Raw genomic sequence first — 25,547 nt, forward strand, 5'->3', positions numbered from 1 at the left:
GAACAACGAATCCGTGACTGATTTGCCGACTTCTAGTTCACTGCCCTCCAACGACGCCAACACGTCAGACGACACCCCGTCACTCACCGCCGACCGAGTACCCGACGAGTGCTCACCCGAGTAGTCCGAGTTCGCGAACGTCATCGTCGACGGTTTCGAGGGCCGTTTCGGCGTCGCTAACCCGCTTCGCCCCCGTAATCACGATTTTCCCGCTCCCGAACATGAGGACGACGACGCTCGGTTCGTCGAGGCGGTAGACGAGTCCGGGGAACTGCTCGGGTTCGTACTCGACGGCTTCGAGACCGAGACCGATGGCTAATGCGTTCAGGTTGAGCGCCGCCCCGAGGTCGGCGCTCGAAACGATGTTTTGGACGATGATATCCGGGTCGTCGGGAATCGGGATTCCGAGTTCGGTGAACTCGTCGAACAGCGTTTCGATGGCGGTACTCACGTCGTCGACGCTGTCCGCGCCGGTGCAGACGACTTTGCCCGACCGGAAGACGAGACACGCCGACTTGGGATTCCGAGTCCGATACACGAGTCCGGGGAAGTTCTCGGGGTCGTAATCGGTCCCGTTCATGTCGAGCGAGAGTCGTTCGAGGTCGAGTTCGACCGGAACTTCCGTCGAAGCGACGACGTTCTGAATCTCGATGGACCCGATGGCGTTCACCTGCGACATCTTGTGAAATCGTTGACACCCGTTCGCCTTAAACTACGGGGTCGTTTCTCCCGTTAACCACCGGACAGCTGGACAACCGGGCGACTAATCGACAGTCGACCGGACAACAGTCAAAACTGGACAACAGCCCGGATTTGGAAGTCCGGACTTAGAAACAGTCGAACGGTGGCGAACCCGCTGAACACATCCGATACGATGGTCCGAGACGCCCGCTCTCCCGCGCGAATAACTAATGAATACTACCCCATCATAATTCTTTTCAGCGTCTTCTTCGATTACTCGCTATGGCGTTCACAGACACGATTCACGACGAGGCCGACGAGTTCTGGTCGGCCATCCTCGACCATCCGATGGTCGTCCGACTCGGGGAGGGGAGCCTCGACGAGGAGCCGTTCCGCTACTGGGTGCGGCAGGACTACGTCTACCTCGTCGAGTACAGTCGCCTCTTCGCGCTCGGTGCCGCGAAGGCCCCGACGCTCGACTCGATGGGGACGTTCGCGAGCCTCCTCGAATCGACCGTCAACGAGGAGATGGACCTCCACCGGAGCTACGCCGCCGAGTTCGGCATCGACACCGACGAACTCGAAGCCACGACGCCGTCGCCGACGACCCGCGCATACACGGATTTCCTCGTTCGCACCGCGACGCTCGGGTCGTTCGGTGATATCGTCGCCGCCTTGCTCCCCTGTATGTGGGGGTTCAACGAGACGGGACGCCGCCTCGCGGACGCGGGGGTTCCGGATCACGACCAGTACGCCGCGTGGGTCGAGATGTACGCCGGCGACGAGTTCACCGAACTCACCGACTGGTGTAAGGCGCTCATGGACGACGTGGCCGCGAGCGCTACCGAGTCGGACCGCGAGCGCTACCGGAATCTGTTCCGCACGTCGGCGCAGTACGAGTACCTGTTTTGGGACGCCGCGTGGCGGCAAGAGGAGTGGCCGCTATGACCGACGGCGACCCGTCGGACTCGGTCGGCTCGCCCGGTGAGAGCCAGCCGGCCCCCGAGACGTACGACGACTTCGCCGCGTCGCGGTCGGACCCGCGCTTTACCGACTGGCTCCGCGAGCGCGCGGGCGAGTCGTGGGACGACGCGACCGCGCACCGACTGACGCGGGAACTCGCCGCCGACGAACTCGCGGACGACGTGTTCAGGCAGTATCTCGTGCAGGACTACGCCTTCGTGGAGACGCTCGTCGGCGTCTTCGGTCACGCCGTCGGCACCGCGCCGACTATGGCGTCGAAGTCCGAACTCGTCTCGTTTCTCGGCGTCCTGACCGACGACGAGGACGACTACTTCCTGCGGGCGTTCGACGCCCTCGACGTGCCCGAATCGGTCTACTCGGACCCGAAGACGACGCCGACGACGCGCGCCTTCATCGACCTCCTCGAACGCGCCGCGGGGCAGGGCGGGTACGCCGAGACGCTGGCGGTGCTCGTCCCCGCCGAGTGGGTCTACCTGTCGTGGGCGACCGCCGCGGCCGACGCTGACGACTCCCCGTCTCGATTTTACCTCTCCGAGTGGGTCGACCTCCACGCCATCGACGACTTCGCGTCGTTCGTCGAGTGGCTCCGGACCGAACTCGACCGCGAGGGCGCGGCCGCCTCCCCGCGTCGGCAACGGCGGCTCGAACAGCTGTTCCGTCGCACGGTCGAACTGGAGGTCACGTTCTTCGACGAGGCGTACGAACTGGGCCGAGGTTCGCCCCAACCGGGTGACGACCGATGGTGAGTTCGACCGTCGCGCTCGGGCTGACCGTCGCCACGCTCGTCGCGTTTACCGGCGTCGGCGTGTGGTTCTCCCGCGGCCGCGTCGGCTCCGTCGAGGACCTCATCAGCGCCCGCGACTCCGCGGGAAGCCGGCGGACGACGGCGACGCTCGTCGCGTCCGTCATGGGCGTCTGGGTGCTGTTTTCGGCCCCCGAAGCGGGCGCGAGCTTCGGTATCGCGGCCGTCGTCGGCTACGCGGTCGGCGAGGCCGTCCCGATGCTCGTCTACGCCCGCCTCGGCCCGCGAATCCGGGAGCTCATCCCCGAGGGACACTCGCTGACCGAGTACGCCCACGCCCGATACGGGACCGCGATGTACGCCTTCGTCCTCGTCGTGAGCGCGCTCTACATGTTCATCTTCCTCGCCGCCGAACTGACCGGCATCGCTGGCGCGCTCTCGCTCGTCGCCGGCGTCCCGCAGTGGCAGACCGCGCTCCTCGTCGGCGGCTTCGTCCTGCTCTACACGAGTTACGGCGGCCTCCGGGCCAGCATCGCGACCGACGCGGTCCAAGCGGTCGTCGTCATCCCGCTCCTCTTGCTCGCGTTCGCCGGCGCGCTCGTCGCGCTCGGCGGTCCCGCCGCCGCCATCGACGGTATCACGGCGACGAACCCCGCGCTCCTCGACCTCGGGGCGGTCGCCGGCCTCCAGTTCGGCCTCGCGCTCGCGTTCGCCATCCTCGGCGCGGAACTCATCAACCAGACGTGGTGGCAACGCATCTACGCGGCCGACTCGTCGGAGACGGTCGGGCGGAGCTTTCGAACCGCGGCGCTCGCCAACGGTGCCATCGTGTTCGTCACCGCCTTCTTCGGCGTCGTCGCGGTCGGCAACGCCGCCGTCGTCACCGACCCCGCGAGCGCGGGCTACAACGCCGACGCCGCCTTCTTCGTCCTCCTCGGCGAGGCGTTCCCCGAGTGGCTCGTCCTCGCGGCGGTCCTCCTCGCGCTCCTGCTCGTGATGAGCTCCATCGACACGCTGTTCAACGCGCTTTCGAGCCTCGTGACCGCGGACCTCGCCCGCCTGCTCGCGGAACCGAGCGACCGCCGCCTCGCCCTCGGGTCGCGGGCGCTCACCATCGTCGTCGCGGCCGCCGCGATTTACGTCAGCCTCCGTGCTCAGAGCGTCCTCCGACTGTTCTTCTTCGCTGACCTGCTCGGCGCGGCCGTCGCCTTCCCGCTCGTCTACGGGCTGTACTCGACGCGAATCACCGGGCTCGGCGCGCTCGCGAGCAGTCTCACCGGGCTCGCCGTCGGCCTCGCGTTCTTCCCCGACCTCCGCGGCGTCATCACGTCGATTCCGGTCGTCGGCGGCCTGCTCCCCGCCGCCGACCCGCTGTATCTCACCTCCTTCGGCGGCGCGTTCGTGGTGTCGACCGCGGCGGCGCTCGTCGCCGCCCGACTCACGGACGCCGGCTTCGACCTCGGCCGGCTCTCGCGGGAGATTCGTCGATTCGACGACGGCCGAACCGACGCGCGGTCGTCCGACTGAGACACCGTCGTCCCACTGACGCAGGCCCTTCCGGCTGTCCGCCTCAGTACTCGCTGACCGTCGCGGTTCCCACCGAGATGCGGACCAACTCGTTTTCGGGCCACGCCGACTCCTCGGCCCCGTATTTCCGGTTGATTCGCCGCGTGGCGTCTCGCAGGGCGTCGTCGTCGGTGACGACGGTGGCCGTCCCGAGAACCGTCACGTTCCACTGCGCCTGTCCGTTCTCGTCTTTCTGGATGGAGAGCGCGACGCGCGGGTTCTCGCGGATGTTAGCGAGCTTTCGGCCCGTGGTGAGCACTTCGATTACCCCGCGGTCGGCCGCGTAGTCGAACCAGACGGGCGCGACGTGGGGGTGGTCGTCGACGCTGGTCGCGAGGTGCGCCATGAGCGGTTCGCTCGTGACGAGCGACGCGGCGCGTTCGGAGAGGCCGGCCATAGTCGAAGTTCGGTCTCACCGCGTAAAACGGTGGCTTCGACCCGGCGTTACAAACGCGAGGGTAGTCCCCGCTTTGACGGTTTCCTCCCGACTCGTCGGCTTCCGACCGGCGAACGTTTGCACCTTCGTCGGGTTCTTATCAGAAATTTGCTGTTAACGACTGCCGTGATGCGGTTGTGAGCCGTCCAAAGCGGGTCAAATCACCCGCATAACGGGCGCATAACAAAGAGGTGTGACGCGACAGTTCAGGCACCTTACTCATGAGTATCGAGGTTCGGCGGGCGACTGGAGACGACGTCCGCGGTTGGGACGCGTTCGTCGAACAGTCACCGCACGGCAACGCGTTCCATCAGTACGACGCGCTGGAGATTCAGGCGGCGCACGCCGGCGCGGAGTTGGTTCCCCTCGTCGGACGAAAAGGCGAGGAGGTCGTCGGACTGTTTCCGGTGTTCCGAATCAACAAGGGGCCGATAGCGACGGTGTTTTCGCCGCCGCCGGAGCTTCGCGTCGCGTACCTCGGCCCGGTCCTGTTGAACATGGACCACATGAAACAGCGAAAGCGCGAGGGACGACACCACGAGTTCATCGACGGCTGTCTCGCATGGGTCCGCGACGAGATTCGGCCGCGCTACGCCCACATCCGACTCGACGGCCGGTACGACGACCTCAGGGCGTTCTCGTGGAACGACTACGCGATAACGCCGCAGTACACCTACCACGTCGACCTCTCGCCCGGCGTCGACGACGTGTTCATGAGCTTCAGCAGCGACGCCCGGTCGAACATCCGGAACGCGCCCGACGACGCGTACTCCATCGAGGAGGGCGGCCCCGAAGCAATCGAGCGCATCGTCGAACAGGTCGCCTCGCGCTACGAATCGCAGGGCATCTCCTATCGGTCGTCGCCGGAGTTCGTCAGGGACCTCTACGCCACCCTTCCCGAGGGACAGATTCGCCCCTACGTCCTCCGAATCGACGGCGAGTTCGCCGGCGGAATCCTCGCCGTCGACTACAAGGAGACGGTGTCGCGGTGGCAGGGCGGCGTCCGGGCCGACGTGGGCTCAGACCTCGCCATCAACGACCTGCTGGACTGGCGCATCATGCGCGATGCGATGGACCGCGGGCGGACGACTTACGACCTCGTCGGCGCGAACAACCGCCGTATCAACCGATACAAGGCGAAGTTCAACCCCGAACTTCACCCCTTCTATTCCCTCGAACGGAACGCGCCGGGGATGAAGACGCTCGCGCACCTCTACAAGACGATTCGCGAGGGGGTGTAACACTCCCCGGAAAGACCCTTAGAGCCCCGCGTAGGGGTCGGGCTTCGCCTCGGTCAGGCGGTCGACCTGCTCGTCGGTGAGGTCGATGGTCGCGGCTTCGAGGTTCTCGGTCAGCTGTTCGACCGTGCGAGCGCCGACGATGGGCGCGGTGACGCCGTCGCGGTGCATGAGCCACGCGAGCGCCGTCTGCGCGGGCGTCGCGTCGACTTCCTCGGCGACCGCATCGAGTTCGTCGTGCACGTCGAAGTTCTCCTCGGTCAGATACGACTCCTCGAACCGGCTGGACTCCGCGGCGCGGGACTCGCCGGTGAGACCGTCCTCGCGGGTGTACTTTCCGGTGAGAAAACCCTGTCCGAGCGGGCTCCACGGGCAGACCGCGATGCCGTACGAGCGGGTCATCTCGAGGTAGTCTCCCTCGATTTCGCGGTCGACGAGGTTGTACCGCGGCTGGGCGACGGTGAACGGCTCCCAGCCCTCGGCGCGGGCGATTTCGTTCGCCTTCGCTACCTTCCACGCGTTCGGTCGGAGGGTCGACGCACCGAGGTAGTGGACCTTCCCGTCTTCGACGAGGCCGTTGAGCGTCTTCATCATCTCGCGGGTGGGCGTCTCGTCGTCCCAGCGGTGGATGTAGAGTACGTCCACGTAGTCGGTGTCGAGGCGGTCGAGCAGGGCGTCGATGCGGTGGCGGACGTTCTTCCGGTTCGTCCCGCGGCTGTTCGGGTCGCCGTCGCGAATCTGCCAGTAGATTTTGGACGCGATGGTGAACCGCTCTCGGTCTCGGTCTTCGAGCCAGTCTCCGATCCAACGTTCGCTCGCGCCGCCGCCGTAGATGTCTGCGGTGTCGATGAAGCGTCCGCCGGCCGCCTCGTAAGCGTCGAGCAGTTCGTGCGCGCGCTCCTCACCGATTTCGACGTTCCCCTGTTCGGTCTCCTTGCCGAACCGCCACGTCCCGAACTGGAGTTCGCTCGTCTGGAGGCCCGTCTCGCCGAGCGGGACGAAGTCCAGGTCGATGTCTTCGAGTGTCGTCATGCCGGCAGAGATACGCCGAATCGACGCAAAAACGTTGGGTCGCCGGAAGCGAGTCGGGGTAATTCGCCCCGTGCGCCGCCGTCAGGCGTTGGCGCGAATCAGCGACTCCAGCTCGTCGCGCACTTCGCTCACGTCGGTGGTCCGAACCGTCGTCTGGACGGTCCGCTCGTCCAAGTCGCTGAGTTCGCTCAGCACGCCGCCGCGGCGGTCGACTTCGAGGAACAGTTCGAGCCCGTTTTCGCCCGGCCGCGGCACGACTTCGAGCTCGTCTACATCGCCGGCGAACGGTCCCGACGTGGGTCGGAACTCGAACTCTTGGACGAAGCGCCGCGACGAGGTGAACACGCCGTGGGGGTCGGCCTCGCACTCGGCGGTGTGCAGCGAGAAGCCGAGGTCGTCGAGCGCGTCGAAGACGGCTTGCAGCCGCGGCGTCGGCTGGACGTTCAGGTAGTCTTTGTCTTCGGGGTCGACGGCCAGTTCGATGTCGAGTTCGGTCTCGACCCACACGTCGACGTTCCCGAGTGTGACGGGCGTCCCGTGGGGAATGTCGAGTGACACGTCCCGTGTCTCTTGTTCGTCCGGTTGGATAGTGAGGCTTTCCGCGAGGGTGTACTGTGTGATATCGACCTCTCGGTAGCCGTCGTCGGTTCGGTAGCGGGTCTCCAGCTCGAACCGAACCCTCCCGATTTCCTGTTCCGCCGACCCGCCTTCGATGCGAACCTCGGCGTCGACCGTTTCGCCGGGGTGGACGGTGTCGGAGGGGAGGACGGTATCGACGGTTGCGTTGCCGATTCCGATTCGTGCGAGGACCTTCTTCATGATGCACCCCGCACGTCTCGCTCGCGGTGTAAGTATCTCGTGGCTCCTCTCGATTCTCGTGACGGATATGTGCGTCTCACGAGTCGCACGGGTGCTATATAGCCGAAAATCTTCGCGTGTCACAGGATAGTCGCACCCGACTCCCGCGAGCGGGTCGCGGTCGGCGCGGCCTCGCACTTCGTCGCGTCCGGTTCGGTGGTCCGCCTCCGCGTCCGGTCAGGCCGGCGCGGCAGCGCTCACGTCACGAACACGTCGCCTTCGACTTCGTAGAGATAGCCCTTGTTCAGGAGTTCGTCGACGGCTGCGGGGTCTTCACCCGCCGAGCGAACTCGTTGGCGGGCGTCCGCCACGGGCATCCCGGCATCGCGGTCAGCGACAAGGGGCCGAAGGTGCTCGAACGCTCGCGTCGCGCGAGGTGAAAGCGGTGTGTGTCCACCCTGTTTCGGTGTCATCGAGTCCTCTGTTCGCGACCACGGAACGCTCCGTAAAGAAGGTGGGTGTCGGTTCGGATGTTTCGCGGAACGGCGACTCGCCGTCGAGTGGGCAAACTTGAGGCGTACGGATGACGCCTCGCACTCGGCGGACGATTCTGATTCGTGACGCAGTACAGCACGCACCCTGAGCGGAATGCGCTCACCTCTCGGCGGACAGTTCGTCTCTTTTGACGAGCAGAACGACCGCAATAATCGCTGCGAATATCGTATGTGACTGCCGCAGCGTGCTGGTTTCGACGACAGCCGAAAACTGAGTTACCACGATTACGAACGCGGCAGCGTAGAGCAGACACGGAACGATGAGATACATCGTCAGCGCTCTGGTTCGCCTCATGGGAACTCATTTCTGTTAAAAAACATATATTTATCGACGGTCTGTCGTCTCCTCGTCGTCGTAGCTGTGGGCGACTCTCTCATTCGACACGTAAATACTGTCACCGCGCATCGCGCGTCGCAGGGACAGAGGCTTTTGAGGTTGTTGTAACGCGAGCAGTTCTCCCCATTACGGCCCCATTTATCCCGCCGTCCCCAACTCACGACTGCATATGGTCGACGACATCGCCACCGACGCCGATTGGAACGCGCTATACATCGACGGCGAGTGGACCGAAAGTGAGAGCGGCGAGAGCATCGCGGTCGAGGACCCGTCGACCCGCGAGACGGTCGCGCACGTCCCTCGCGGGACGGAGGCCGACGTGGACGCCGCCTACGAGGCGGCCGCCGAAGCCCAACAGTCGTGGGCCGAAGCGCCGCCCGCGCGGCGGCAGGAGGTCGTCGAGCAGTTCCTCCAGAAGCTGCGTGAGTACGAAGACGAGATTATCGACCTCCTCGCACACGAGGTCGGCGGCTCGCGCATCATGGGTGAGACCTCCATCCAAATCGCCTCCGACCACGCGAGCGAGGCCGCGACGCTGCCCCGTCGGATGCGGGGCGAGCACGTCGCCTCCAACATCCCCGGCAAGGAGAACATCGTGCAGAAGAACCCGAAGGGCGTGGTGACGGTTATCTCGCCCTGGAACTTCCCGCTGAATCTGTCGATGCGGGCGGTCGCGCCCGCCGTCGCCGCGGGGAACGCGGTCGTACTGAAGCCCTCGACCAACTCCCCAATCACGGGCGGGCTGCTGTTCGCCAAACTGTTCGAGGAGACCGACCTCCCCGACGGCGTCGTCAACGTCGTCACCGGCCGCGGCTCGGAAATCGGTGACCGCGTCGCCGGCCACCCCGAGAGCGACGTGGTGGCGTTCACCGGCTCCACCGAGGTCGGCAAGCGCGTCTCGGGTATCGCCGGCGAAAACCTCGCCGTGCCCGCCATGGAACTCGGCGGCAACAACGCCCACATCGTGACCGAGGACGCTGACGTCGACCGTGCGGTCGACGCCGCGGTCTTCGGGAGCTTCGTCCACCAGGGACAGGTCTGTATCTCCATCAACCGCCACATCGTCCACGAGTCGGTCTACGACGAGTACGTCGAGAAGCTGACCGCGCGGGCCGAGGAACTGCCCGTCGGCTCCGCCCACGAGGACGACACGGTCGTCGGCCCCATCATCGACGAGTCCCAGCGCGACGAGATGTTGGGCTACGTCGAGGAGACGGTCGACGCCGGCGCGACGCTGGAAACCGGCGGCTCGACGGCCGACCTCGACGGCGTCGACGACTCGCTTGTCGTCCGGCCGACCGTCCTCTCGGGCGTGACGAACGACATGGCCGCGGCCTGCAACGAGCACTTCGGTCCCATCGCGCCCGTCATCCCCTTCTCGGACGTCGACGAGGCGGTCGAACTCGCCAACGCGACCGAGTACGGCCTCTCCGGGTCGGTCCACGCCGGCAACCTCGCCGCCGGCAAGGAAATCGCCCTCCGGATGGAGACCGGCAACGTCCACGTCAACGACCAACCCATCAACGACGAGGCGCACGTCCCGTTCAGCGGTATCGGGGCGTCCGGCGTCGGCACCTACAACAGCGACGCCTTCCTCGACGAAATCACCGAGGACAAGTGGATTTCGCTCCAGCACGAACCCCGCGACTACCCGCTGTAAGCGGGACGACGCCGGTCTGAGAGCGAACCGCGATCGGTGGTCCGACTCCTCTTTTCGTTCCTTCCTCTCACGCCCCGTCGTGCGCTAGCGACAACACGACGGTCTCGCCGGAGACGACCGTCTCGTCGCCCGCGCTCGCGGTCGTCTCGACGGCGAGTCGGTCGCCGCCGAGCGACTCGACCACGGCCACCTCGGCGACCACCGTGTCACCGGGGCGGACCGGCCCCTCGAAGGACAGGTCCTGCGAGAGGTAGACAATATCGCCCGGAAGCCGCGCGAGCGCGGCGCTGACGACCGATGCGGCGAGCATCCCGTGGGCGATGCGCCCGCCGAACGTCGTCTCGGCGGCGTACTCCGCGTCAAGGTGAATCGGGTTCTCGTCGCCCGATACCTCGGCGAATCGGTCGATTGTCTCCTCGGTCACTGCGCGCTCCGCTTCCGCGCGGTCGCCGACGGTCGCGACTGGCATACGGTCGCTTCGACGGCCGCCGAACTCAATCCTCGGGTGCGGCGTGACGCCGATGTCTCGCCCGCTCTCACTCCCACGGGTTCGTCCCCAGCGCGTGGACCAGCAGAATCGCCCCGACGGCGATGCCGACGAGGACGAGCGCGACCGGGAACGCGGCGTCGAGGCCGGTCGAGAGATACGACACCCAGATTTGCACCGGGAGCGTCCGCGGGTAGTACGCCAGCATGAGCGTCGCGCCGAACTCGCCTATCGCCCGCGCGAACGTCAGGGTCACGCCGGCGAGGATGCCCTGCTTCGCCAGCGGGAGCGTCACGCGCCGGACGCTCCCGACGCGGTCCTCACCGAGCGAGCGGGCCGCCGCTTCGAGTTGCCTGTCCACGCCGTCGAAGGCCGTCTTCGCGGTCACGACCAGAAACGGCGAGGCGACGTAGGTCTGGGCGAGGACGACGCCGAAAAGCGAGCGCGTCAGCGGGACGCTCGTCAGTTGGCCGAGGCCGGCGGGGCCGACGAGTCTGAGCAGTAACATCCCGCTGACGACCGGCGGGAGGACGAGCGGGAGCATCACCAGCGCCAGAATCACGTCGCGGCCGCGGAACGACGTGCGCGAGAGCCAGTAGGCCAAGGGAACGCCGAAGGCGACGGCGACCAGCGTGCTGAGCGTCGCCGCGACGACGGAGTTGGTGGCGGCGGTCAGGACGACCTCGCTCGTCACGTCGGTGGCCAGCGACGCCGGCGACTGCGCGAAGACGAGCGCGCCGATTGGAAGCAGGTAGTAGAGGAGAAGCACCCCCGCGAGAAGCAGCGTCAGGCCTCGCCACGTCTCGGGCAGGAGTCGCGTGACGCCGCGCTCGCGGCGGTTAGGCTGTCGGTGGGACATCTCCGAAGTAGTGTGGGTGGCTCTCGCGCACGGTGAACCCGGAGGGTTCGAGGAAGTCGCCGGCGGTCCCGACGAGCGCCTCGAACACCGACTTCGCCGCCGCCGTGTCGGTGCGGCGCGTCGCGGCGTACCGAATCGGGCCGCCGCGGACGGTGACGCCGTCCGGGAGCGTGTAGGTGACTGTCGCGTACGCCGACGCGTGGTCGGGGTCGCTCAGGTTGATTGCCGCCGGGAGTTCGAGGTACGGGTAGTCGCGCTCGACGGCCATGCTCCGGTAGACGAACGCCGCGTCGACGCCGCCGGCGTCGAACTGCGCGAGCAGTTGCGTCTCGGGGTATATCTGGTCGCGGCGGAGCAGGTCCGCTGTGAGCGCCGGCCGGTCGTAGTGGTCGGCGGCGAGGGCGAGCGCGAACCGCGTCCGGTAGCCCAGCGGGTCGAGGTCGGGGTCGGTTCGGCCGAGGCTGACGGCGTCGTCGAGGAGGGCGTCGGGCCACGACGCGGCCTCGGTGACCCGCGCCCCGCCGTCGGTCTGGGGGTTGTACGCGACGACGAGCGCGTTGTTGGCGAACGTCGCGTACCACGGGACCGAAAGCGGTGCGTCGAACAGCGCCGGGTCCGCGAGCGCGACGATGTCGGGGTCGCGTTGGTCGTCGTCGACCATCCGGGCCACGCGCGCTGAGCCGTGGGCCTCGACCTCGACGCGGGTCCCTTCCGGCGCGTCGAACTCGGTGGTGAGCGCCCGCTGGAGGCTTCCGGCGGCGAGAATCGACACGGTCGGTGTTGCCCCCGCCCGACCGAGACAGCCCGCTGTCGCGGTGAGGCCGCCGGCCGCGACTCCGCCGACGGCCGCGAGGAACGCCCGCCTGCTCGACCGACCCGCGGCCGCGTCGGGGTTCATCGCCGCACCTCGTCCCCGGCGGCGACCCGCGCCAACTCCGTGCGCGTGTTCACGTTCGTCACCGACCGGTCGACGCTCTCGGGAAGCGCGTCGAATCCGACGTACTCGACGCCGTCGAGTCGGTCCAAAAGCGCCCCGAGGCCGTCGTCGGGAGCGAGTTCGGAGACGTGGTTTCGGACCGCAGACCGACGGTACAGGGCGTGAAGCGGTTCGTGGCCGTGCTCGGAGACGGGGACGACGGCTGGTGGGTCGAGTCGGTAGCCGTCTGCGGTGGCGGACCGACCGGGGTCGCCGTCTCGCCGCGCGGCGCACTCGAACAGCGCCGCCACCGCGTGCGGTTCGAGAAGCGGCATATCACAGCCGGCGACGAACAACCACGAAGTGGTGACTGTGTCGGCGGCCGCGGTGACGCCCGCGAGCGGCCCCGACAGACCCGGGTCGTCGCGGACGAACCGCGCGTCCCAGTCCCTCGGGAGCGCCGCGGCGAGGCGCTCGCGCTGGTCTGCGGTCCGAACCGCGACTATCGGGGGGTGGCCCGTCACGGCCCGGAGTGTCCCGACGACGCGCCGAATCAGCGGCTCCCCGTCGAGCGTCGCGAGAGCCTTGTGTCCGGGCCCGAAGCGGGTGCTCTCGCCGCCGGCGAGGACGACGGCTGTCGCGTCCGGCGCGGGCCGTGGACTCGGCGCGGCCGCCGCTGTCGGCGCGTCCGTCCGGCCCGGTCGGTTCTGTCTCTCTCGCGTCATCTGGTCAGGGCTTCTTGAAGATGTCTTCGAGCGATTCGGGGTCGGTGGCGGGGTCGAGCGCGAGCGCCTCGACGGCACGGACGCCTTTCACCGTCCGCGACCCGTCGACGTCGGGCGCGATAAAGCGCGTCTCGTAGTCGTGTTCTTCGCCTATCGGTGTCCCGTCGCGGGCGTAGGCGACGACCGCGTCGAGGGCGGCGTACACGTCGATGCAGACCCGATAGCCGTCGGCGCTCTCGACTAGGAGGTGCGTCGTCTCGTCGTCGAGGCCGGCGTCGGCAAAGAGGTCGAGGACCGGAACCCCGGTCCACGTCGCGGTGTGTCGCGTCCCCGACGCGCACGCGACCGTCACCGTTCGGTCCTCGGCGGGCAACCTGCGTAGCTCCGGGCCAGACAGCGACACCCTACTGTCGCCGCGGACGAGAATCGGCTCGGAGAGGGGGGTCACCGGCCGCGACCGGTCGTGTTGTGCGTGCATGCGTACTCACTAGTCCGATATTGGTTGACTCTAACGGTGTATATAACCGCTGATAATTAAGGCCTTTTAAAGAGTCCGGAAACCGAGTCGGCTCGGTACGAGAGCGAACTGGTGGTTCTATTCGGTTCGGTGGTTCAAACGCGGCTGAGTGTCAGTTCTTGACCACCTCCCGCGTCGTCCGGGCAAGCGCCGCGTAGAACGGCGACCGCGTCTCGGCTTCGACTCGGTCACAGAGGTCGTCGACCCACTGCGTGAGGTGTTCGTCGCGGAACTGGTCGAGGCGGTCGTCGCGGCCGTGTTCGGCGAGGTGCGCGCAGAACTCCAGTTCCGTCGCGACGTGGTCCGGCAGGTCGCGCTGCTCGGGTCGGTGCTCGACGCCGAACGCCTGATACCAGCGCTCGACGGCCGTCGTCGCCGGTCCCAGTACCTCTCCGAACTCGTCGTCGTCCGTCTTGTCGCGGTAGACGCTCTCGTAGGGCGGACACGGCGGGCCGGCCGGGCCGATGAACAGCCGGGCGTACTCGCTTCGCAGCGCGTGGAGTTCGAGCGACTCCAGCGGGCCGAAAAGCGCCGACAGTTCGCCGTCGTTTGCGACTTCGACCAGCCGCTCAGTCGGTTCGCGCCAGCAGGCCGCGAGGACCGCGTACGTCGCCGTCCGAGCCGATTCGAAGGCGTCGCCGGCCGCCGCGTGCTCCTCGTGCTTCTTGTCCCCCTCGCTCGGGCTTTGGGCGGCGGGTTCGCTCATCGGTTTTCCCTCCGCGTCTCGCCGCCGTCGGTCGCGACGGCGGTCGATTCGGGCTCCGCCTGAATCGGGACGTACCGGAGTCCGAGGGTGACGATGAGCGCGCCGATGGCGATGACGCCCGCGGTGACCGCAATCTCGACGAGCGTGGGCGTGTACGACCCCGCACTCGCCCAGATGTCGGTCGTCACGCCGGCGTACTCGCCGCCGACGGAGATGCCGGGCGCGGCGTCGATGTTGGCCGCGTCGTAGCCGGTGAAGACCAGTCGAACCCCCTCGAACGTCGTCCCGAACACCGCGAGGGCGCTGGCGGTGAAGATGACCGACACGCGCTTGCGGAACGACGGGAGCGCGAGCATGACAAGCGGGACCGCTCCGCCGACGACCGTCCAGAGCCAGAAGTACGCCGACTCACCGATGAGGAAGCTTTCGGTGATGGCCCAGAACCCGAAGTGGTCGGCCCACGCGTGCGGGAGGCGCTCGGCCGCGAGCAGGTAGACGACGTGGAACGCGAGGAAGATGCCGAGCACCTTCCCGAGACTCGTCAGCTCCTCGCGGTCGACGCTGAAGCGGGTGAACCGCGAGACGAGGATGGACACGACCAACAGCAGACCGAGCCCGGAGACGAGCGCCTTGGCGATGAACACCGGCGCGACGAGCGGGCTGAACCAGTCGCCGCGGCCGATTTGCGTCGCGAAAATCCACCCGGTGACCGAGTGGAGCGCGACCGCGGTCGGCAGCGCGACGGCGGCGGTCCAGAACATGAGCGTCCGGTCGCGCTCGCGGCCGGCGTCCGTGTCCTCGACGCCGAGCGCCAGCCGCGACCCGCGGGCCGCGAGGTCGCGGCGGGTCAGGAGCCAGAGATACCAGAGGTTCAGCGCGCCGTAGAGGATGACGATGCCGAAGTCCCACACCATCGGCGACCGGAAGTCCGGCGAGGTGAAAAACTGGTAGAGACGCTCGGGGCGGCCGATGTCGGGCAGGATGAGCAGCCCGGCGACGGTGATGCACGCGAGGCTCACCAGCACCCCGAGGCGCGCGAACCCCTCGTAGCGGTGCGAGTGGAAGAACTTCGGCGCGCTGGAGATGATGAGCCCGCCGGCCGACAGCCCGACGAACAGGACGAACATCATGATGTATAGCCCCCACGAGAACACGTTGCGCATCCCCGTGACGACGAGGCCGGTGGTGAGCTGGTAGGCCCACGCCGCGACGCCCACTAAGACGACGGCGGCGAGAAAGCCCACCCAGAGCTTCCCGGCGCTTCCGAACTCGGGGACGACGAACCGCGAGGTGGCGGTCTCTCTCGACATCAGTCGTCACCTCCCTCGAACGCGGGGACGTGCGGAAGCGCGTCGTTCGACAGCGAGCCGTGCGACCCGCCGCCGCCGCTTCCGCCGCTTTCCTCGACCGGACCGTTGTCCTTCGGCTCCGACCAGACCGACACGTCGTCGAGTTCGCTCTCCATCTTGTCGGAGGTCTGCGGGCGACCCGGACTCATCTCGCCGCGGATGTAGTACGTCTTCGGGTCGGTGCCGCGGTCTTCGAGCAGTCGCGTCGTCTGGTACTTCTTGATGTACTTCGAGACGGTGCTTTCCTCGTTGTCGAGGTCACCGAAGATGCGGGCGTCCGCCGGACAGTTCACGACGCAGGCGGGGTCGAGCCCCTCCTCGACGCGGTGTGAACAGAACGTACATTTCTCGACGACACCCTGCGGCCGGGCCGGCACGTCGCCGGTCCCGTCTTCGGGGACCGTCTGCGGTTCGTCCCAGTTGAACACGCGGGCGTTGTACGGGCAGGCGGCCATGCAGTAGCGACAGCCGATACACTTGTCGTAGTCGATTTCGACGATGCCGTCCTCGCGGGTGTAGGTCGCGTTGACCGGACACACCTTCACGCACGGCGCGTTGTCGCAGTGCTGGCAGGCCGTCGGCTGGTAGGACATCTCCAGCGTGCCGTCCTCGCCGTTCTCCGGGTACGTCCCGGCCGGCGTGTCCATCTTGTCGCCGCCCTCGGTGAGCACGCGGTTCCAGTACTGGCCGAGGCCGACGTTGTTCTCCTGTTTACACGTCACGGCGCAGGCGTGACAGCCGATACACCGCTCTTGGTCGATTACTAAGCCGTAGTTAGTCATGTTCAGTCACCTCCTGCCCCGGCGCTGGTCGCGCCCGAACCGGTCGGCTGGTCGCTCGTGTACTTGCTCGTGTCGACGTCGCTCGGTGCCGGTTCGACCTCGACTCTGGTGTCGTAGAACGCGAAGTTCCCCGTCACCTCACACACGTCCGTGTGGGTCAGGTCGTTGTGGTGGCCGCGGACGTAGTCGCTTCCCCACCAGCCCTGGTCGGTGTTCACCAGCCCGGGCTGCATCCCGTCGTTCACTTTCGCCTTTACGACCATCTCGCCGCGCTCGTTGTGGACGCGGACGTAGTCGCCGTCTTCGATGCCGCGGGCCGCGGCGTCCTTCGGGTTGATGTCCAACTGCGGCTCGTTGTTTATCTCCCGCAGCCAGTTTTGGTACTCGTACTGCGAGTGGATGCGCCACTTCGAGTGCTTCTGGATGAACATCAGCGGATACTCCTCCGCCGTGTCCCAGTCGTCGGCCGTCCGGCTCTCGATGTGCTTCGGCAGTTCCAGCGTGACGCCGCCTTCGGTCGGCGCGTCCTCGTCGTACAGTTCCAGCCGGCCCGACGGGGTGTTGAACTCCCCGGTGAACTTGACGACCGGCGTGCTCACCTTCACCGTTCCCTGTTCTTTCAGCGTCTCGTAGTCCACCTCGTCGTCGTTGGCGAGCAGTTCTCGGAGCGTCGCCGACTTGTCGCGGTTGAAGTAGTCGCCGAAGCCGAGGCGCTCGGCCAGCCTGACCAGCATCCAGTGGTCGGACTTCGACTCCCACAGCGGGTCGTGGGCCGGCTGGCGGTACATGATGTGCGGGTGGCCGCCCCACGTGTCGACGACGTCCTCGCGTTCGAACCAGTGGGACGCGGGCAGGATGATGTCCGCGTGCTGGACCGACGGCGTGTGGTGCATGTCGGCGACGGCGATGAGGTCGAGGTTCTTCGACGCCTCCAGCCACCGCTGCCTGTCCGGCATCTGGTTGGCGATGAAGTTCGACTCCTGTGAGTACATCACCTTTAGCTGGTAGGGGTCGCCGGACTCTATCGCGGTGAGGATGTCCGTCTGCGGGAGCGATGTGGTTCCGGGTCCGTCCTCGGGGGCGTCGTACCCGCCGTTGTCGTACGACCCGCCGAGCGGGTGGCTCCCCTGAATGCTCCCGTGGCGACCGAAGTCGCCGGTCAGCCCGAGGAGGATGGCGTACGCCTGCCCGAAGGTGTGGCCGTACTTGTAGCGGTCGACGCCGTAGCCGGAGGCGATGCCGCCGGGGCCGCGCGTTGCGAGCCAGCGCACCGCGGTCCGGATGTTGTCGGCGTTGATGCCGACCTCGGCGGCGACGGCGTCGGGGTCGTAGTCGGAGACGTGTTCTTCGAGGAGCGAAAGCGCCGTGTGGCAGTCGACGCCAGCGACGGTGTACTCACCGAACAGCGCGTACTCGCCGTACGTCTCCGGTTCGAGCGCGACCGGTTCGCCCGTCGATTCGTCGACCGCGACGGGCAGGTCCTCGGTCACGTCGTCGAACACGTCGCTCGCGTCGAGCAGTTCGCCCGTGTCGTCGCGGACGAGCGCCGGCCCGAGCGTCCGCTTCCGGAGGAACTCGGTGTCGTAGGTCTCGTCGTCGAGGACCGTCTTAATCATCGACAGGGTCAGGAGCGTGTCCTTCCCCGGCTTGATGGGGAGCCAGAGGTCGGCCTTCGCCGCGGTGTTCGTGAACACCGGGTCGACGCAGACGAGTTTCGCGCCGTTTTCGACCGCGTCGAGGAGCTTCGAGGCGTCCTGTTGGAGGTTGCTGGCGAAGATGTCGGACCCCCAGACGATGACCGTGTTCGCGTTCCGCCAGTCGACGACCTCGTTGGTCGGTACGTTGAAGAAGCCGGCCCCGGCGAGCCGACTGAATCCGAGGCCGACGTTGATGTCGATGGACCACGATTTTTGGGTCCCGCCGAACAGCGACGACAGCCGGCTCTGGATGGTGCCGCTGATGCCGTTGTTCCCCGACCCCGTCTCGAAGTAGACGCTCTCGGGACCGTAGTCGTCGCGGACGCGCTCCATCTCCGCGGCGATGTAGTCGAGCGCCTCGTCCCACGTGACGCGCTCGAACTCGGCGTCGTCGCCGCGGCCCTCGGGGTTCGGACTCCCCGGTTTCCAGCTGACGCGCTTCATCGGGTACTTGAGCCGCGTCGCGTTGTAGATGCGCTGGGTGTGCGACAGCCCGAGGGTACAGGCGCGTTTGTACCGCTCGTCTTCGGGAATCTGCGGCTCGATTTTCCTGACGCGCCCGTCGCGGACGTGCGCTTCGAGCGGGCATTTCCCGCGGCAGTTCGGCGCGCACGCCGTTCTGATAATCTCGTCCTGCCCGACGTAGCTCTCGATGCCGGGGTTCTGTCTCGACGCCGCCTCGTCGCCGGCCTCGGTCAGCGCGGAGGCGTAGCCGCCGCCCCCGAGTCCGAGCGCGACGGCCGCGGCCCCGCTGGCTTTCAGCACGTCGCGTCTGAACACGCCGTCGCCGTTGCCGTCGCCACCACCTCCCGTCGAGCCGCGTCCGTCGTCACTCATCGAACCCCTCCGGTTCGGTCGGGCGGGCGTCCTCACCGAACTCCGCGACGACCGCCTCGTGGTACTTCTCGTGGAACGCTTCGTCTGAGAGTTCGCCGTTCGAGACCCGAATCGCGTCGCGAGCCATCCGCAGTCCCAACTCGGCGTCGTAATCGCCCCCGTCGAGGATGTTCGCCGCTTCCGTCTCCCACTCGTCGAGCGGAGTCAGTCGCGGCTGTTGTGGGTCGTTCATGGTTACACACGTACCGAGGGTGGCGGCCTCGGTAGGCCACCCGCTGGATAATGAAGCGATTTATATACTCGACGTCGTACCGAGCCGTCTCGAACGTCAGCTGTCTGCCGTTTTTTCGGGGTGGTCGTGGGATTACTCGGAGTCGAACACCGCCGTCGCGAGCTTGGCTTCCACGGCGTTCAACCGCTGGGAGAGCGCCGACTTCGAGATGCCGAGCGCCTCGGCGAGCGTCGCCAACTCCGTCCGTCGCGGCGTCTCGTAGTAGCCGTGGTGGACGGCGATGAGCGCCGCCTCGCGCTGTTTCGCCGTGAGCGACGAGAGGTCGATAGTCGCCGTCTTCGACTCGGCCGAATCGCCGCGTCCGTCGGAGGTGAGTCGCCTGAGACAGACGCGCTCGGTCAGCTCGTCGAGCCGCTCCACGAGGTCGGCGATGACCGCGCGGTCCGAGAGATACGTCTCGACGACGATACACTCGCTGTCGGCGCGGCGGATTCGCGGTACGCACTCGAACTCGGCGAACGCCCGGCAGAGACAGTCGTCGCCGACGTTCGTCGTCGCGTGGACCACTTTCGAGGCGTCTCCGTCGTCGACGGTCACCTCGGCGTAACAGACGTCACCGTCGAGCTGCGTGTGGACGTCTTCGACCGCCGAGTCGGGGCCGGCTAACGGGCACGAACAGCGCTTTGCGGGCTCGATTTCCAGCAGGAGCTGGAGGTGTTGTTCCCGCAGTGTGTCGGCTTTCGTCTCCGCGACGCCGCTCGTGGAATCAGCCATCGGTAGTCAGTCGGTCAACACGGGGGAAGTGGGTTGTGCTGGTTCTCAGATTCCGGCACTGCTCTGTCTCGTCGCGGGCGACGGCTCTCGGCCCGCACCGAGTCGGTCGATTCCGTAGTCCGTACATTCATTACTCCAAAAATGTATATCTAATCTACATGTTCGAAGTCCAGTCCGAGCTGGCGATATTCGTCCTCCTGATGCTCGTCTGGACCGTCTTCGCGCTCTACTCGGCGTCGGTCTTCACGTGGTTCGTCGAGGTGCTCGTCCTCGCGTGGCGACAGACCGTCGCCGCCGACGACGTCGCCTACGGCTACGACGACATCCAAGTCCGTATCATCACCATCGACGCGGCGGGCATCGTCCAATCGACGGTCAACGCGGTCCCCGACGACCTCGCGGACGTTCGGGTCGTCGCTGAGAAGCCGATTTCGGTGGACGGTGCGTCGGTCCACGTCGTCCCCGAGGAGTTCACCTGTACGGCGACCCACAAGGGCCGGGCGCTCGAATGGGCGCGCCGCGAGATTCCCTGCGACAAGGAGTTCGTCCTTTATCTCGACGAGGACACGCTGATGGCGAACTTCGAGGGGTTGCCGGAGGGCGACATCGTCCAGATTACGGAACTCCCGCTGTACACCGGGTCGTGGGTGACGTATCTCTCGGAGGTGTTCCGCATCGGCTATCAGCGCGAGCAGCGGGCGTTCGGCCGGTTCAGATTCCCGCTGTACGCGTGGGGCGGCGGCATCGCGATTCGGACGCGCCTCGAAAACGACATCACGTGGGATTCCAAGACCATCACCGAGGACACGGACTTCGCGTGGCGCGCCGCTAGCGCGACGAACCTCGAGTTCAATGTGCTGGACTGCAAGTTCCGCAATCAGGCCCCACCGTCGGTGATGACGATGCTCAAACAGCGCCGTCGGTGGTTCTCGGGGACGCGACAGGATTCTGACCTCCTGCCGCTACATTATCAGGTGTTCCTCCAGTTCCGCCTCGTCGCGTGGGGCTTTTCGCCGCTCATCCCGCTGATAACGCTCCTCACGTTTCTCGTCCCCGGCGCGCTCCCCAACCTGTTGCTCTACCGAGTCGGCTCGCTCGTCGAGTTCGCCACCCTGTTCGTCGTGACGGGCGTCGGCGTCGCGAGCTACTGGTCCGAGTCGAAACTCACGCTCCTCGCGGTTCCGTGGACGCCGATTCTCGTCGTCCTGAACACCGCGGGCGCGCTCTGGGGGTTCGTCTCGCCGGTCGAACAGTTCACCGTCACGACCAAGGTGCCACTGGAGACGGTCGAAAAGCGCAACCCTGCGTTCGAACCCGGTTCGCTCACGGGACACGACGGCCGGAACGACCTGCCGGAGCGTCTGAACGTGGACCGGCTCGCGAGCGAACTCCGCGAATCATTTCACATAGATGATGATTGACAGTCTCCCGTCCGTGCCGCGTCGCTCCCGAAGTCGCGCCCGATAAGACCCCGACAAATACAGCGTGTTTCGCGGTATCGTACAGCGATTCTCGGTCGTCACCAGCCCGTGGGAATCGAATCAAGCCTTATCCGCCGTATCTGCGAACTTTCACGTGTATGTCACCGATAAGTCAAGTATGTCAGTACCCGTCACGCCGTTCGGCCGGGGGCGGCCCGACAACCCGCGTGTCCCGTCTCGGTATCGGTGGTGATGGCTCGTGGCGGTAGTCGAGTCGCTCGTCGGTAACGGGCTGTTCGTCCTGTTCCTCGCGGTGCTCGTCGGGATGGGACTCGGGAAGATTAGCTTCCGCGGCGTCAAGTTCGGCGTCGCGGGCCCGCTGTTCGCGGGGCTGGTGCTCGGCCACTTCGGCTTCACCGTCCCCGACGCGTACAGCGGCCTCACGCTGGCGCTGTTCGTCGCCGCGGTCGGCCTCATCGCGGCCCACGAAATCGAAGGAACCGTCAAGGCGTACGGGCTCAACTTCGTCGCCGTCGCGGTGCTGATGCCGAGCGTCGCGCTGGCGCTCACCTACGTCTGGACGCAGTTCGTCTTCCCCAACGCGTCGACGCCGCTCATCATGGGGTCGTTCTCGGGCGCGCTGACGAGCAGTCCGGGGCTGGGGTCGGCCATCGAGGCGCTTCCCGCGGCCGCCCGGCAGGACTACCAAATCGGCCACTCGGTCGGCTACGTCGTCGGCGTGCTCGTCATCGTCGTGTTCCAGCAGTTGTACCCCGTCATCGCCCGCCTCGACCTCGACGAGGAGAAACGCGGCTTCGACGAGGCCATCGGCGGGAGCGACGACGAGGACTCGGGGTCGTCGGTCACCGAAGTGACGTTCAGCGTGATGGGCTACGCGCTCGTCATCGTCGCCGGCGCGGTCGTCGGGTCGATTCCGATTCCGATGGGACCGTTCGGCACGCCCTCGCTCGGGACGACCGGCGGCGTCCTCGTCGCCGCGCTCGTCTTCGGCTACTTCGGCCGGGTGGGTCCCGTGCCGACGCGCATGGACACCGGCATCCTCTCGGAGATTCGGGCGTTCACGCTCGCGATGTTCCTCGCGGTCGTCGGCATCGGCGCCGGCGGCGGCTTCCTCGCCACCATCTCCGAGTACGGCCTCCAAATCGTGGCGGCCTCGGCGCTGACGAGCTTTATCGCCATCCTCGCCGGGCTCGCGCTCACTCGCTACGTCTGGGGCATGGACTGGATTAGCGCCGCCGGCGGTATCACGGGCGGCCACACCGACACGAAGGGTCTCGCGGCCGCCGTCGACGCCACCGGAGCCGACGAGGTCGCGGCGGGATACGGTAACACCTACCCCTTCGCGCTCCTGTTCATGGTCGTCTACGCGAAGCTCCTCGTTATCATCATCCCGCTGGCCGCGTAGCCGCTCGTGTGCGTTCGCCGCGACACGAGGCGGTCGGCGCGGTCGCGGGCCCACCGCGGCCCCGTTCCGAGACACGCAGCGACCGGCGCGATTTTCTCACGCCGAACGTATCGAACCACAAGACTGTTATCCTAGTTTTCTGATTGACAGAGACGAGAGTCCCCATGAAGCGCCGCACGTTCCTCCAACTGACCGGTCTCGGGGCCGCCGGCGGACTCGCCGGCTGTCTCGGCTCGAACTCCCCTCCCCCGCGAAAGTCCAGCGTCGTCTCCGACTTCGAGGTGTCCGACGGCTCGCTCGTCGTCGACCTCGCCGACCAGACGTGGGTGATGTCCCGCTACGAAGCCGCCGACCAGTCGTCGCTGTCGGGGTTCGACCCGCAGTCGCTCGCCGCTCTCAGCCCCGTCGGGGTCGCGAGCGCGAAAGGAAAGGGTGGCGGCGGTGGCGGCCGCGGTGCGACCGGTCGCGGCACGGGCGGCTACGCCTCCGCTCCGCGGACGGTTCACGGCCACGCGTGGTACCACGGCGGCGACTACGCCGACGACTGGTACGAGAACAACGCCGGCAAAGTGAGCCGGTTCCCGGTCGGCGTCGCCGCGCTCGGCATCGCCTACCTCGGGTCGACCGCGGCGATGCGCGACGACGCGCCCGACGCCGGCCCGGTGCCGTGGGACCGCGAGATACAGGACCCGAGCGGCACCGCCGAGTACGACATGTCCGACGGGAGCCAACTGGGTCGCGACGGCTGGTACCGCGTCGGCGCGCACATCGTTGGCGACGACGTGAACCACGACTTCCGCTGGGAGTGTTACGACCTCGAAGTCACCGACGGCATCGGTGACGCGGGGTACTCCATCGAGGAAGAGTGGAAAGTATCCCCGCGCATCTGAGCGGGACGAACCACGACGACCGCCGCGGCGACATCGTCGCGTCCGCCGCGACCGACTCGCCTTCCATCGATGTCTAACACACGAACCGACACGGCGACGCTCCTGACGCTCACCTTCGTGGTGTCCTTTTGTAGCTTCGCTTACGAGTTCGTCTACTCGGAGCTGCTGACGGTGATGTACGGCGGAACGGTCACCCAGTACGTCATCACGGTCGGGCTGTACTTCTTCAGCCTCGGCATCGGCGCGGCGCTTTCGGACGACCTCGACGGCGAGACCCTCGGCGGGAACTTCTTCCGCACCGAGGTGCTCTTGGCCGCGGCCGCACCCGCGGGCTTCCTGCTCATCGTCGGCCTCAACAGCGTCCGCATCCCGCAGGCGGTGCCCGCGGAACTCGTCTGGACCGTCGCCCGCCTGCCGGTCGTCGTCGTCGGGTTCCTCTCCGGGTTCGAACTCCCGCTTTTGACCCGCATGTTCGACGACCTCGACGACGACGGGTCAGCGACGCCCTCGTGGCTCCGAACCGCGGGCACGCGAATCCACGACCTCGTCGTGGCCGCCGTCGGCACTCTCTGGACCGTCGAGCGGACCGAGGGCCGCAGAAGCGGCCTCTCTGTCATCCTCGCGATGGACTACGTCGGCGGCCTCGCCGGTGCCGTCGTCTACGCCCGCGTCCTCTACCCGGGTCTCGGCCTCATCCCGACGATATTCGTGCTGGCGCTCCTCAACGGGGTCGCCGCGCTCGTCTTCGTCGCCCACTTCGGCGCGTGGTCGTGGTGGCCCCTCGGCGGCGACGAGGCGTCCGCCAGCGCCGGCACCGGCGGGAACGCGGCCGCCAGCGCCAGAACGGACGGCTCCGACCGCTCGCTTTCGGCCGCCCGCGTCTCGAAGACGCTCCTCGTGGTCTGCCTCCTCTTGACGGCGACCTACGCGGGCGTCGTCGCCAAACACGACGCCGCCGACGAGCGCCTGTCGCAGCTCTACCTCGAACAGCAGATAGAAAACGAGTATCCGCCGGGCGCGATGCGCGCGACGGTCACCTCACAGGGGACGACCGCCTACCAGCACGTCATCCGGTACGACCGAACCTGGACCGGCACCGGCCCGAACCCGCACTTCGACGGGCGGACAGAGCAGTGTCTCCGCCTCGGCGCGGCCGTCCAACTCTGCGAGAGTTGGGCCGACAGCTACCACGAGGGGCTGGTCGACGTGCCGATGTCGCTGGTCGACCCCGGCCCCGACACCAAGGTGCTCGTCGTCGGCGGCGGCGACTGGATCGCAATCGACCACCTGCGGGAGTACGGCGTCACCGTCGACCACGTCGATCTCGACGGCGAGTTCATGCGCGACGCGAAGACGGACCCGTTTTTCGCCCGCTGGCACGACGACGCCTACGAGTACGACCGACTGAACACGACGGTCTCAGACGGCTACCGCTATCTGCAAAAGACGAACGAGACGTACGACCTCGTGTTGCTCGACATCCCCGGCGCGACCGACGACGACCTGCTCACCCTCTACTCGACGGAGTTCTACCGCTCCGTCCGAACCCACCTCTCCGAGGACGGCGTCGCGGTGACGTGGGGCTACTCGCCCGACGCCTACCCCGAACACCACAAGGCGTTCGTCAACACCGTCGGGGCCGCGGGCTTCTCCCAAGAGCTTTCCTACTGGGTGCGCGAGGACCTCGACGACGACGGCGAGACCGAGCGCGTCGAGCAGTTCTACGTGCTCGCCCCCGGCGACCGCCCTCGACTCACCGGCGACGGCGCGACCCGGTACGTCCGCGCCCGCGAGGAACACTACGGCGCAGTCGAGTGGCACGCGGTCCCGCACTACCGCGGCGTCCGCGAGAACTCCATCTTCCACCCGAACTACGACATCCTCGTCGACACCTGACTCCC

The 25,547-nt window shown here is 66.9% G+C and carries 25 protein-coding genes; 9 read left to right on the forward strand and 16 right to left on the reverse strand.

What is annotated here, in order from left to right:
* Nucleotides 1–112: 112 nt before the first annotated feature.
* Entirely contained in the window at nt 113–679 is a 567-nt protein-coding gene (locus tag ACSR87_RS15825; protein ID WP_498531204.1) for a TATA-box-binding protein, read from the reverse strand.
* A gap of 284 nt (nt 680–963) precedes the next feature.
* Here ACSR87_RS15825 and tenA point away from each other — a divergent pair, with 284 nt between their 5' ends.
* The 3 genes from tenA to ACSR87_RS15840 are packed head-to-tail and all read left to right on the forward strand — an operon-like array spanning nt 964 to nt 3,934.
* Nucleotides 964–1,629 carry a thiaminase II gene (gene tenA, locus ACSR87_RS15830; RefSeq protein ID WP_498531205.1) on the forward strand — a complete coding sequence of 222 codons (666 nt, stop codon included), beginning with the start codon at nt 964–966 and terminating at the stop codon, nt 1,627–1,629.
* Nucleotides 1,626–2,411, forward strand: coding sequence for a TenA family protein (locus tag ACSR87_RS15835; protein WP_498531206.1), 786 nt, complete (start codon nt 1,626–1,628; stop codon nt 2,409–2,411). Before tenA ends, ACSR87_RS15835 begins: the two co-directional genes overlap by 4 nt.
* Nucleotides 2,405–3,934 carry a sodium:solute symporter family transporter gene (locus tag ACSR87_RS15840; RefSeq protein WP_498531207.1) on the forward strand — a complete coding sequence of 510 codons (1,530 nt, stop codon included), beginning with the start codon at nt 2,405–2,407 and terminating at the stop codon, nt 3,932–3,934. The genes ACSR87_RS15835 and ACSR87_RS15840 overlap by 7 nt, the downstream gene beginning before the upstream one ends.
* Before the next feature lie 43 nt (nt 3,935–3,977).
* On the opposite strand, the gene ACSR87_RS15845 is transcribed toward ACSR87_RS15840, so the two are convergent.
* Nucleotides 3,978–4,370 (reverse strand): pyridoxamine 5'-phosphate oxidase family protein, encoded by a 393-nt coding sequence (locus ACSR87_RS15845; RefSeq protein ID WP_498531208.1) that lies wholly within the window; start codon nt 4,368–4,370, stop codon nt 3,978–3,980.
* 260 nt (nt 4,371–4,630) lie between these two features.
* On the opposite strand from ACSR87_RS15845, the gene ACSR87_RS15850 reads away from it, so the two are divergent.
* Nucleotides 4,631–5,650 (forward strand): lipid II:glycine glycyltransferase FemX, encoded by a 1,020-nt coding sequence (locus tag ACSR87_RS15850; protein ID WP_498531209.1) that lies wholly within the window; start codon nt 4,631–4,633, stop codon nt 5,648–5,650.
* 18 nt (nt 5,651–5,668) lie between these two features.
* Here the strand turns inward: ACSR87_RS15850 and ACSR87_RS15855 are convergent, their stop codons facing one another.
* The 3 genes from ACSR87_RS15855 to ACSR87_RS15865 all read right to left on the reverse strand — a co-directional run bounded on the left by ACSR87_RS15855 (nt 5,669) and on the right by ACSR87_RS15865 (nt 8,326).
* Nucleotides 5,669–6,679 carry an aldo/keto reductase gene (locus tag ACSR87_RS15855; protein WP_498531210.1) on the reverse strand — a complete coding sequence of 337 codons (1,011 nt, stop codon included), beginning with the start codon at nt 6,677–6,679 and terminating at the stop codon, nt 5,669–5,671.
* A gap of 81 nt (nt 6,680–6,760) precedes the next feature.
* A complete protein-coding gene (locus tag ACSR87_RS15860; RefSeq protein WP_498531211.1) occupies nt 6,761–7,498 on the reverse strand; it encodes a sporulation protein in 738 nt (245 codons plus the stop codon).
* Nucleotides 7,499–8,131: 633 nt separating this feature from the next.
* Nucleotides 8,132–8,326 (reverse strand): hypothetical protein, encoded by a 195-nt coding sequence (locus tag ACSR87_RS15865; protein WP_004061830.1) that lies wholly within the window; start codon nt 8,324–8,326, stop codon nt 8,132–8,134.
* Between the two features lie 211 nt (nt 8,327–8,537).
* Between ACSR87_RS15865 and ACSR87_RS15870 the strand changes: the two genes are divergently transcribed.
* On the forward strand, nt 8,538–10,028 hold the full coding sequence (locus ACSR87_RS15870) for an aldehyde dehydrogenase family protein (protein WP_498531212.1): 1,491 nt from the start codon (nt 8,538–8,540) through the stop codon (nt 10,026–10,028).
* 67 nt (nt 10,029–10,095) lie between these two features.
* Here ACSR87_RS15870 and ACSR87_RS15875 read toward each other — a convergent pair whose 3' ends face one another.
* The 11 genes from ACSR87_RS15875 to dmsR all read right to left on the reverse strand — a co-directional run bounded on the left by ACSR87_RS15875 (nt 10,096) and on the right by dmsR (nt 19,909).
* Nucleotides 10,096–10,497, reverse strand: a complete 402-nt coding sequence (locus tag ACSR87_RS15875; RefSeq protein WP_498531213.1) for a MaoC/PaaZ C-terminal domain-containing protein — start codon at nt 10,495–10,497, stop codon at nt 10,096–10,098.
* A gap of 67 nt (nt 10,498–10,564) precedes the next feature.
* Entirely contained in the window at nt 10,565–11,374 is an 810-nt protein-coding gene (locus tag ACSR87_RS15880) for a molybdate ABC transporter permease subunit (RefSeq protein WP_498531214.1), read from the reverse strand.
* A complete protein-coding gene (locus tag ACSR87_RS15885; protein ID WP_498531215.1) occupies nt 11,355–12,272 on the reverse strand; it encodes an extracellular solute-binding protein in 918 nt (305 codons plus the stop codon). The genes ACSR87_RS15880 and ACSR87_RS15885 overlap by 20 nt, the downstream gene beginning before the upstream one ends.
* Entirely contained in the window at nt 12,269–13,015 is a 747-nt protein-coding gene (gene mobA, locus ACSR87_RS15890) for a molybdenum cofactor guanylyltransferase (RefSeq protein ID WP_498531216.1), read from the reverse strand. Before mobA ends, ACSR87_RS15885 begins: the two co-directional genes overlap by 4 nt.
* A gap of 4 nt (nt 13,016–13,019) precedes the next feature.
* A complete protein-coding gene (locus ACSR87_RS15895) occupies nt 13,020–13,493 on the reverse strand; it encodes a molybdopterin-dependent oxidoreductase (RefSeq protein ID WP_498531217.1) in 474 nt (157 codons plus the stop codon).
* Nucleotides 13,494–13,644: 151 nt separating this feature from the next.
* A complete protein-coding gene (locus ACSR87_RS15900) occupies nt 13,645–14,238 on the reverse strand; it encodes a TorD/DmsD family molecular chaperone (RefSeq protein ID WP_498531218.1) in 594 nt (197 codons plus the stop codon).
* Nucleotides 14,235–15,548, reverse strand: a complete 1,314-nt coding sequence (nrfD, locus tag ACSR87_RS15905; RefSeq protein WP_498531219.1) for an NrfD/PsrC family molybdoenzyme membrane anchor subunit — start codon at nt 15,546–15,548, stop codon at nt 14,235–14,237. Before nrfD ends, ACSR87_RS15900 begins: the two co-directional genes overlap by 4 nt.
* Nucleotides 15,548–16,369, reverse strand: a complete 822-nt coding sequence (gene dsrO, locus ACSR87_RS15910) for a sulfate reduction electron transfer complex DsrMKJOP subunit DsrO (RefSeq protein ID WP_008572989.1) — start codon at nt 16,367–16,369, stop codon at nt 15,548–15,550. The genes nrfD and dsrO overlap by 1 nt, the downstream gene beginning before the upstream one ends.
* A 2-nt stretch (nt 16,370–16,371) precedes the next feature.
* Nucleotides 16,372–18,903 (reverse strand): molybdopterin-dependent oxidoreductase, encoded by a 2,532-nt coding sequence (locus ACSR87_RS15915; RefSeq protein ID WP_498531220.1) that lies wholly within the window; start codon nt 18,901–18,903, stop codon nt 16,372–16,374.
* Entirely contained in the window at nt 18,896–19,135 is a 240-nt protein-coding gene (locus tag ACSR87_RS15920) for a 4Fe-4S ferredoxin N-terminal domain-containing protein (protein ID WP_004041173.1), read from the reverse strand. The genes ACSR87_RS15915 and ACSR87_RS15920 overlap by 8 nt, the downstream gene beginning before the upstream one ends.
* Before the next feature lie 132 nt (nt 19,136–19,267).
* The gene (gene dmsR, locus ACSR87_RS15925; protein ID WP_498531221.1) at nt 19,268–19,909 is read right to left on the reverse strand and encodes a dimethyl sulfoxide reductase transcriptional activator DmsR; all 642 of its coding nucleotides are present in this window, start codon (nt 19,907–19,909) and stop codon (nt 19,268–19,270) included.
* Nucleotides 19,910–20,067: 158 nt separating this feature from the next.
* On the opposite strand from dmsR, the gene ACSR87_RS15930 reads away from it, so the two are divergent.
* The 4 genes from ACSR87_RS15930 to ACSR87_RS15945 all read left to right on the forward strand — a co-directional run bounded on the left by ACSR87_RS15930 (nt 20,068) and on the right by ACSR87_RS15945 (nt 25,542).
* Complete coding sequence (locus ACSR87_RS15930; RefSeq protein ID WP_498531222.1) at nt 20,068–21,330, forward strand: glycosyltransferase family 2 protein; 1,263 nt, start codon at nt 20,068–20,070, stop codon at nt 21,328–21,330.
* Nucleotides 21,331–21,589: 259 nt separating this feature from the next.
* The gene (locus tag ACSR87_RS15935) at nt 21,590–22,756 is read left to right on the forward strand and encodes an aspartate-alanine antiporter-like transporter (RefSeq protein ID WP_498531223.1); all 1,167 of its coding nucleotides are present in this window, start codon (nt 21,590–21,592) and stop codon (nt 22,754–22,756) included.
* Between the two features lie 164 nt (nt 22,757–22,920).
* Complete coding sequence (locus ACSR87_RS15940; RefSeq protein ID WP_004041177.1) at nt 22,921–23,646, forward strand: hypothetical protein; 726 nt, start codon at nt 22,921–22,923, stop codon at nt 23,644–23,646.
* 69 nt (nt 23,647–23,715) lie between these two features.
* Nucleotides 23,716–25,542, forward strand: a complete 1,827-nt coding sequence (locus tag ACSR87_RS15945) for a spermidine synthase (RefSeq protein WP_498531224.1) — start codon at nt 23,716–23,718, stop codon at nt 25,540–25,542.
* The last annotated feature ends 5 nt before the right edge of the window (nt 25,543–25,547 follow it).

It is taken from the genome of Haloferax sp. SDI50 (assembly GCF_059802635.1).

What these genes read in the sequence shown, in the direction of transcription:
- ACSR87_RS15945 (WP_498531224.1), top strand. Translation starts at nt 23,716, where the DNA reads ATGTCTAACACACGAACCGACACGGCGACGCTCCTGACGCTCACCTTC.
- ACSR87_RS15900 (WP_498531218.1), bottom strand. Translation starts at nt 14,238, where the DNA reads ATGAGCGAACCCGCCGCCCAAAGCCCGAGCGAGGGGGACAAGAAGCAC.
- ACSR87_RS15870 (WP_498531212.1), top strand. Translation starts at nt 8,538, where the DNA reads ATGGTCGACGACATCGCCACCGACGCCGATTGGAACGCGCTATACATC.
- ACSR87_RS15835 (WP_498531206.1), top strand. Translation starts at nt 1,626, where the DNA reads ATGACCGACGGCGACCCGTCGGACTCGGTCGGCTCGCCCGGTGAGAGC.
- ACSR87_RS15880 (WP_498531214.1), bottom strand. Translation starts at nt 11,374, where the DNA reads ATGTCCCACCGACAGCCTAACCGCCGCGAGCGCGGCGTCACGCGACTC.
- ACSR87_RS15855 (WP_498531210.1), bottom strand. Translation starts at nt 6,679, where the DNA reads ATGACGACACTCGAAGACATCGACCTGGACTTCGTCCCGCTCGGCGAG.
- ACSR87_RS15940 (WP_004041177.1), top strand. Translation starts at nt 22,921, where the DNA reads ATGAAGCGCCGCACGTTCCTCCAACTGACCGGTCTCGGGGCCGCCGGC.
- dmsR (WP_498531221.1), bottom strand. Translation starts at nt 19,909, where the DNA reads ATGGCTGATTCCACGAGCGGCGTCGCGGAGACGAAAGCCGACACACTG.
- nrfD (WP_498531219.1), bottom strand. Translation starts at nt 15,548, where the DNA reads ATGTCGAGAGAGACCGCCACCTCGCGGTTCGTCGTCCCCGAGTTCGGA.
- ACSR87_RS15930 (WP_498531222.1), top strand. Translation starts at nt 20,068, where the DNA reads ATGTTCGAAGTCCAGTCCGAGCTGGCGATATTCGTCCTCCTGATGCTC.
- ACSR87_RS15850 (WP_498531209.1), top strand. Translation starts at nt 4,631, where the DNA reads ATGAGTATCGAGGTTCGGCGGGCGACTGGAGACGACGTCCGCGGTTGG.
- ACSR87_RS15865 (WP_004061830.1), bottom strand. Translation starts at nt 8,326, where the DNA reads ATGAGGCGAACCAGAGCGCTGACGATGTATCTCATCGTTCCGTGTCTG.
- ACSR87_RS15915 (WP_498531220.1), bottom strand. Translation starts at nt 18,903, where the DNA reads ATGAGTGACGACGGACGCGGCTCGACGGGAGGTGGTGGCGACGGCAAC.
- ACSR87_RS15875 (WP_498531213.1), bottom strand. Translation starts at nt 10,497, where the DNA reads ATGCCAGTCGCGACCGTCGGCGACCGCGCGGAAGCGGAGCGCGCAGTG.
- ACSR87_RS15895 (WP_498531217.1), bottom strand. Translation starts at nt 13,493, where the DNA reads ATGCACGCACAACACGACCGGTCGCGGCCGGTGACCCCCCTCTCCGAG.
- mobA (WP_498531216.1), bottom strand. Translation starts at nt 13,015, where the DNA reads ATGACGCGAGAGAGACAGAACCGACCGGGCCGGACGGACGCGCCGACA.
- dsrO (WP_008572989.1), bottom strand. Translation starts at nt 16,369, where the DNA reads ATGACTAACTACGGCTTAGTAATCGACCAAGAGCGGTGTATCGGCTGT.
- ACSR87_RS15845 (WP_498531208.1), bottom strand. Translation starts at nt 4,370, where the DNA reads ATGGCCGGCCTCTCCGAACGCGCCGCGTCGCTCGTCACGAGCGAACCG.
- ACSR87_RS15885 (WP_498531215.1), bottom strand. Translation starts at nt 12,272, where the DNA reads ATGAACCCCGACGCGGCCGCGGGTCGGTCGAGCAGGCGGGCGTTCCTC.
- ACSR87_RS15860 (WP_498531211.1), bottom strand. Translation starts at nt 7,498, where the DNA reads ATGAAGAAGGTCCTCGCACGAATCGGAATCGGCAACGCAACCGTCGAT.
- ACSR87_RS15920 (WP_004041173.1), bottom strand. Translation starts at nt 19,135, where the DNA reads ATGAACGACCCACAACAGCCGCGACTGACTCCGCTCGACGAGTGGGAG.
- tenA (WP_498531205.1), top strand. Translation starts at nt 964, where the DNA reads ATGGCGTTCACAGACACGATTCACGACGAGGCCGACGAGTTCTGGTCG.
- ACSR87_RS15825 (WP_498531204.1), bottom strand. Translation starts at nt 679, where the DNA reads ATGTCGCAGGTGAACGCCATCGGGTCCATCGAGATTCAGAACGTCGTC.
- ACSR87_RS15840 (WP_498531207.1), top strand. Translation starts at nt 2,405, where the DNA reads ATGGTGAGTTCGACCGTCGCGCTCGGGCTGACCGTCGCCACGCTCGTC.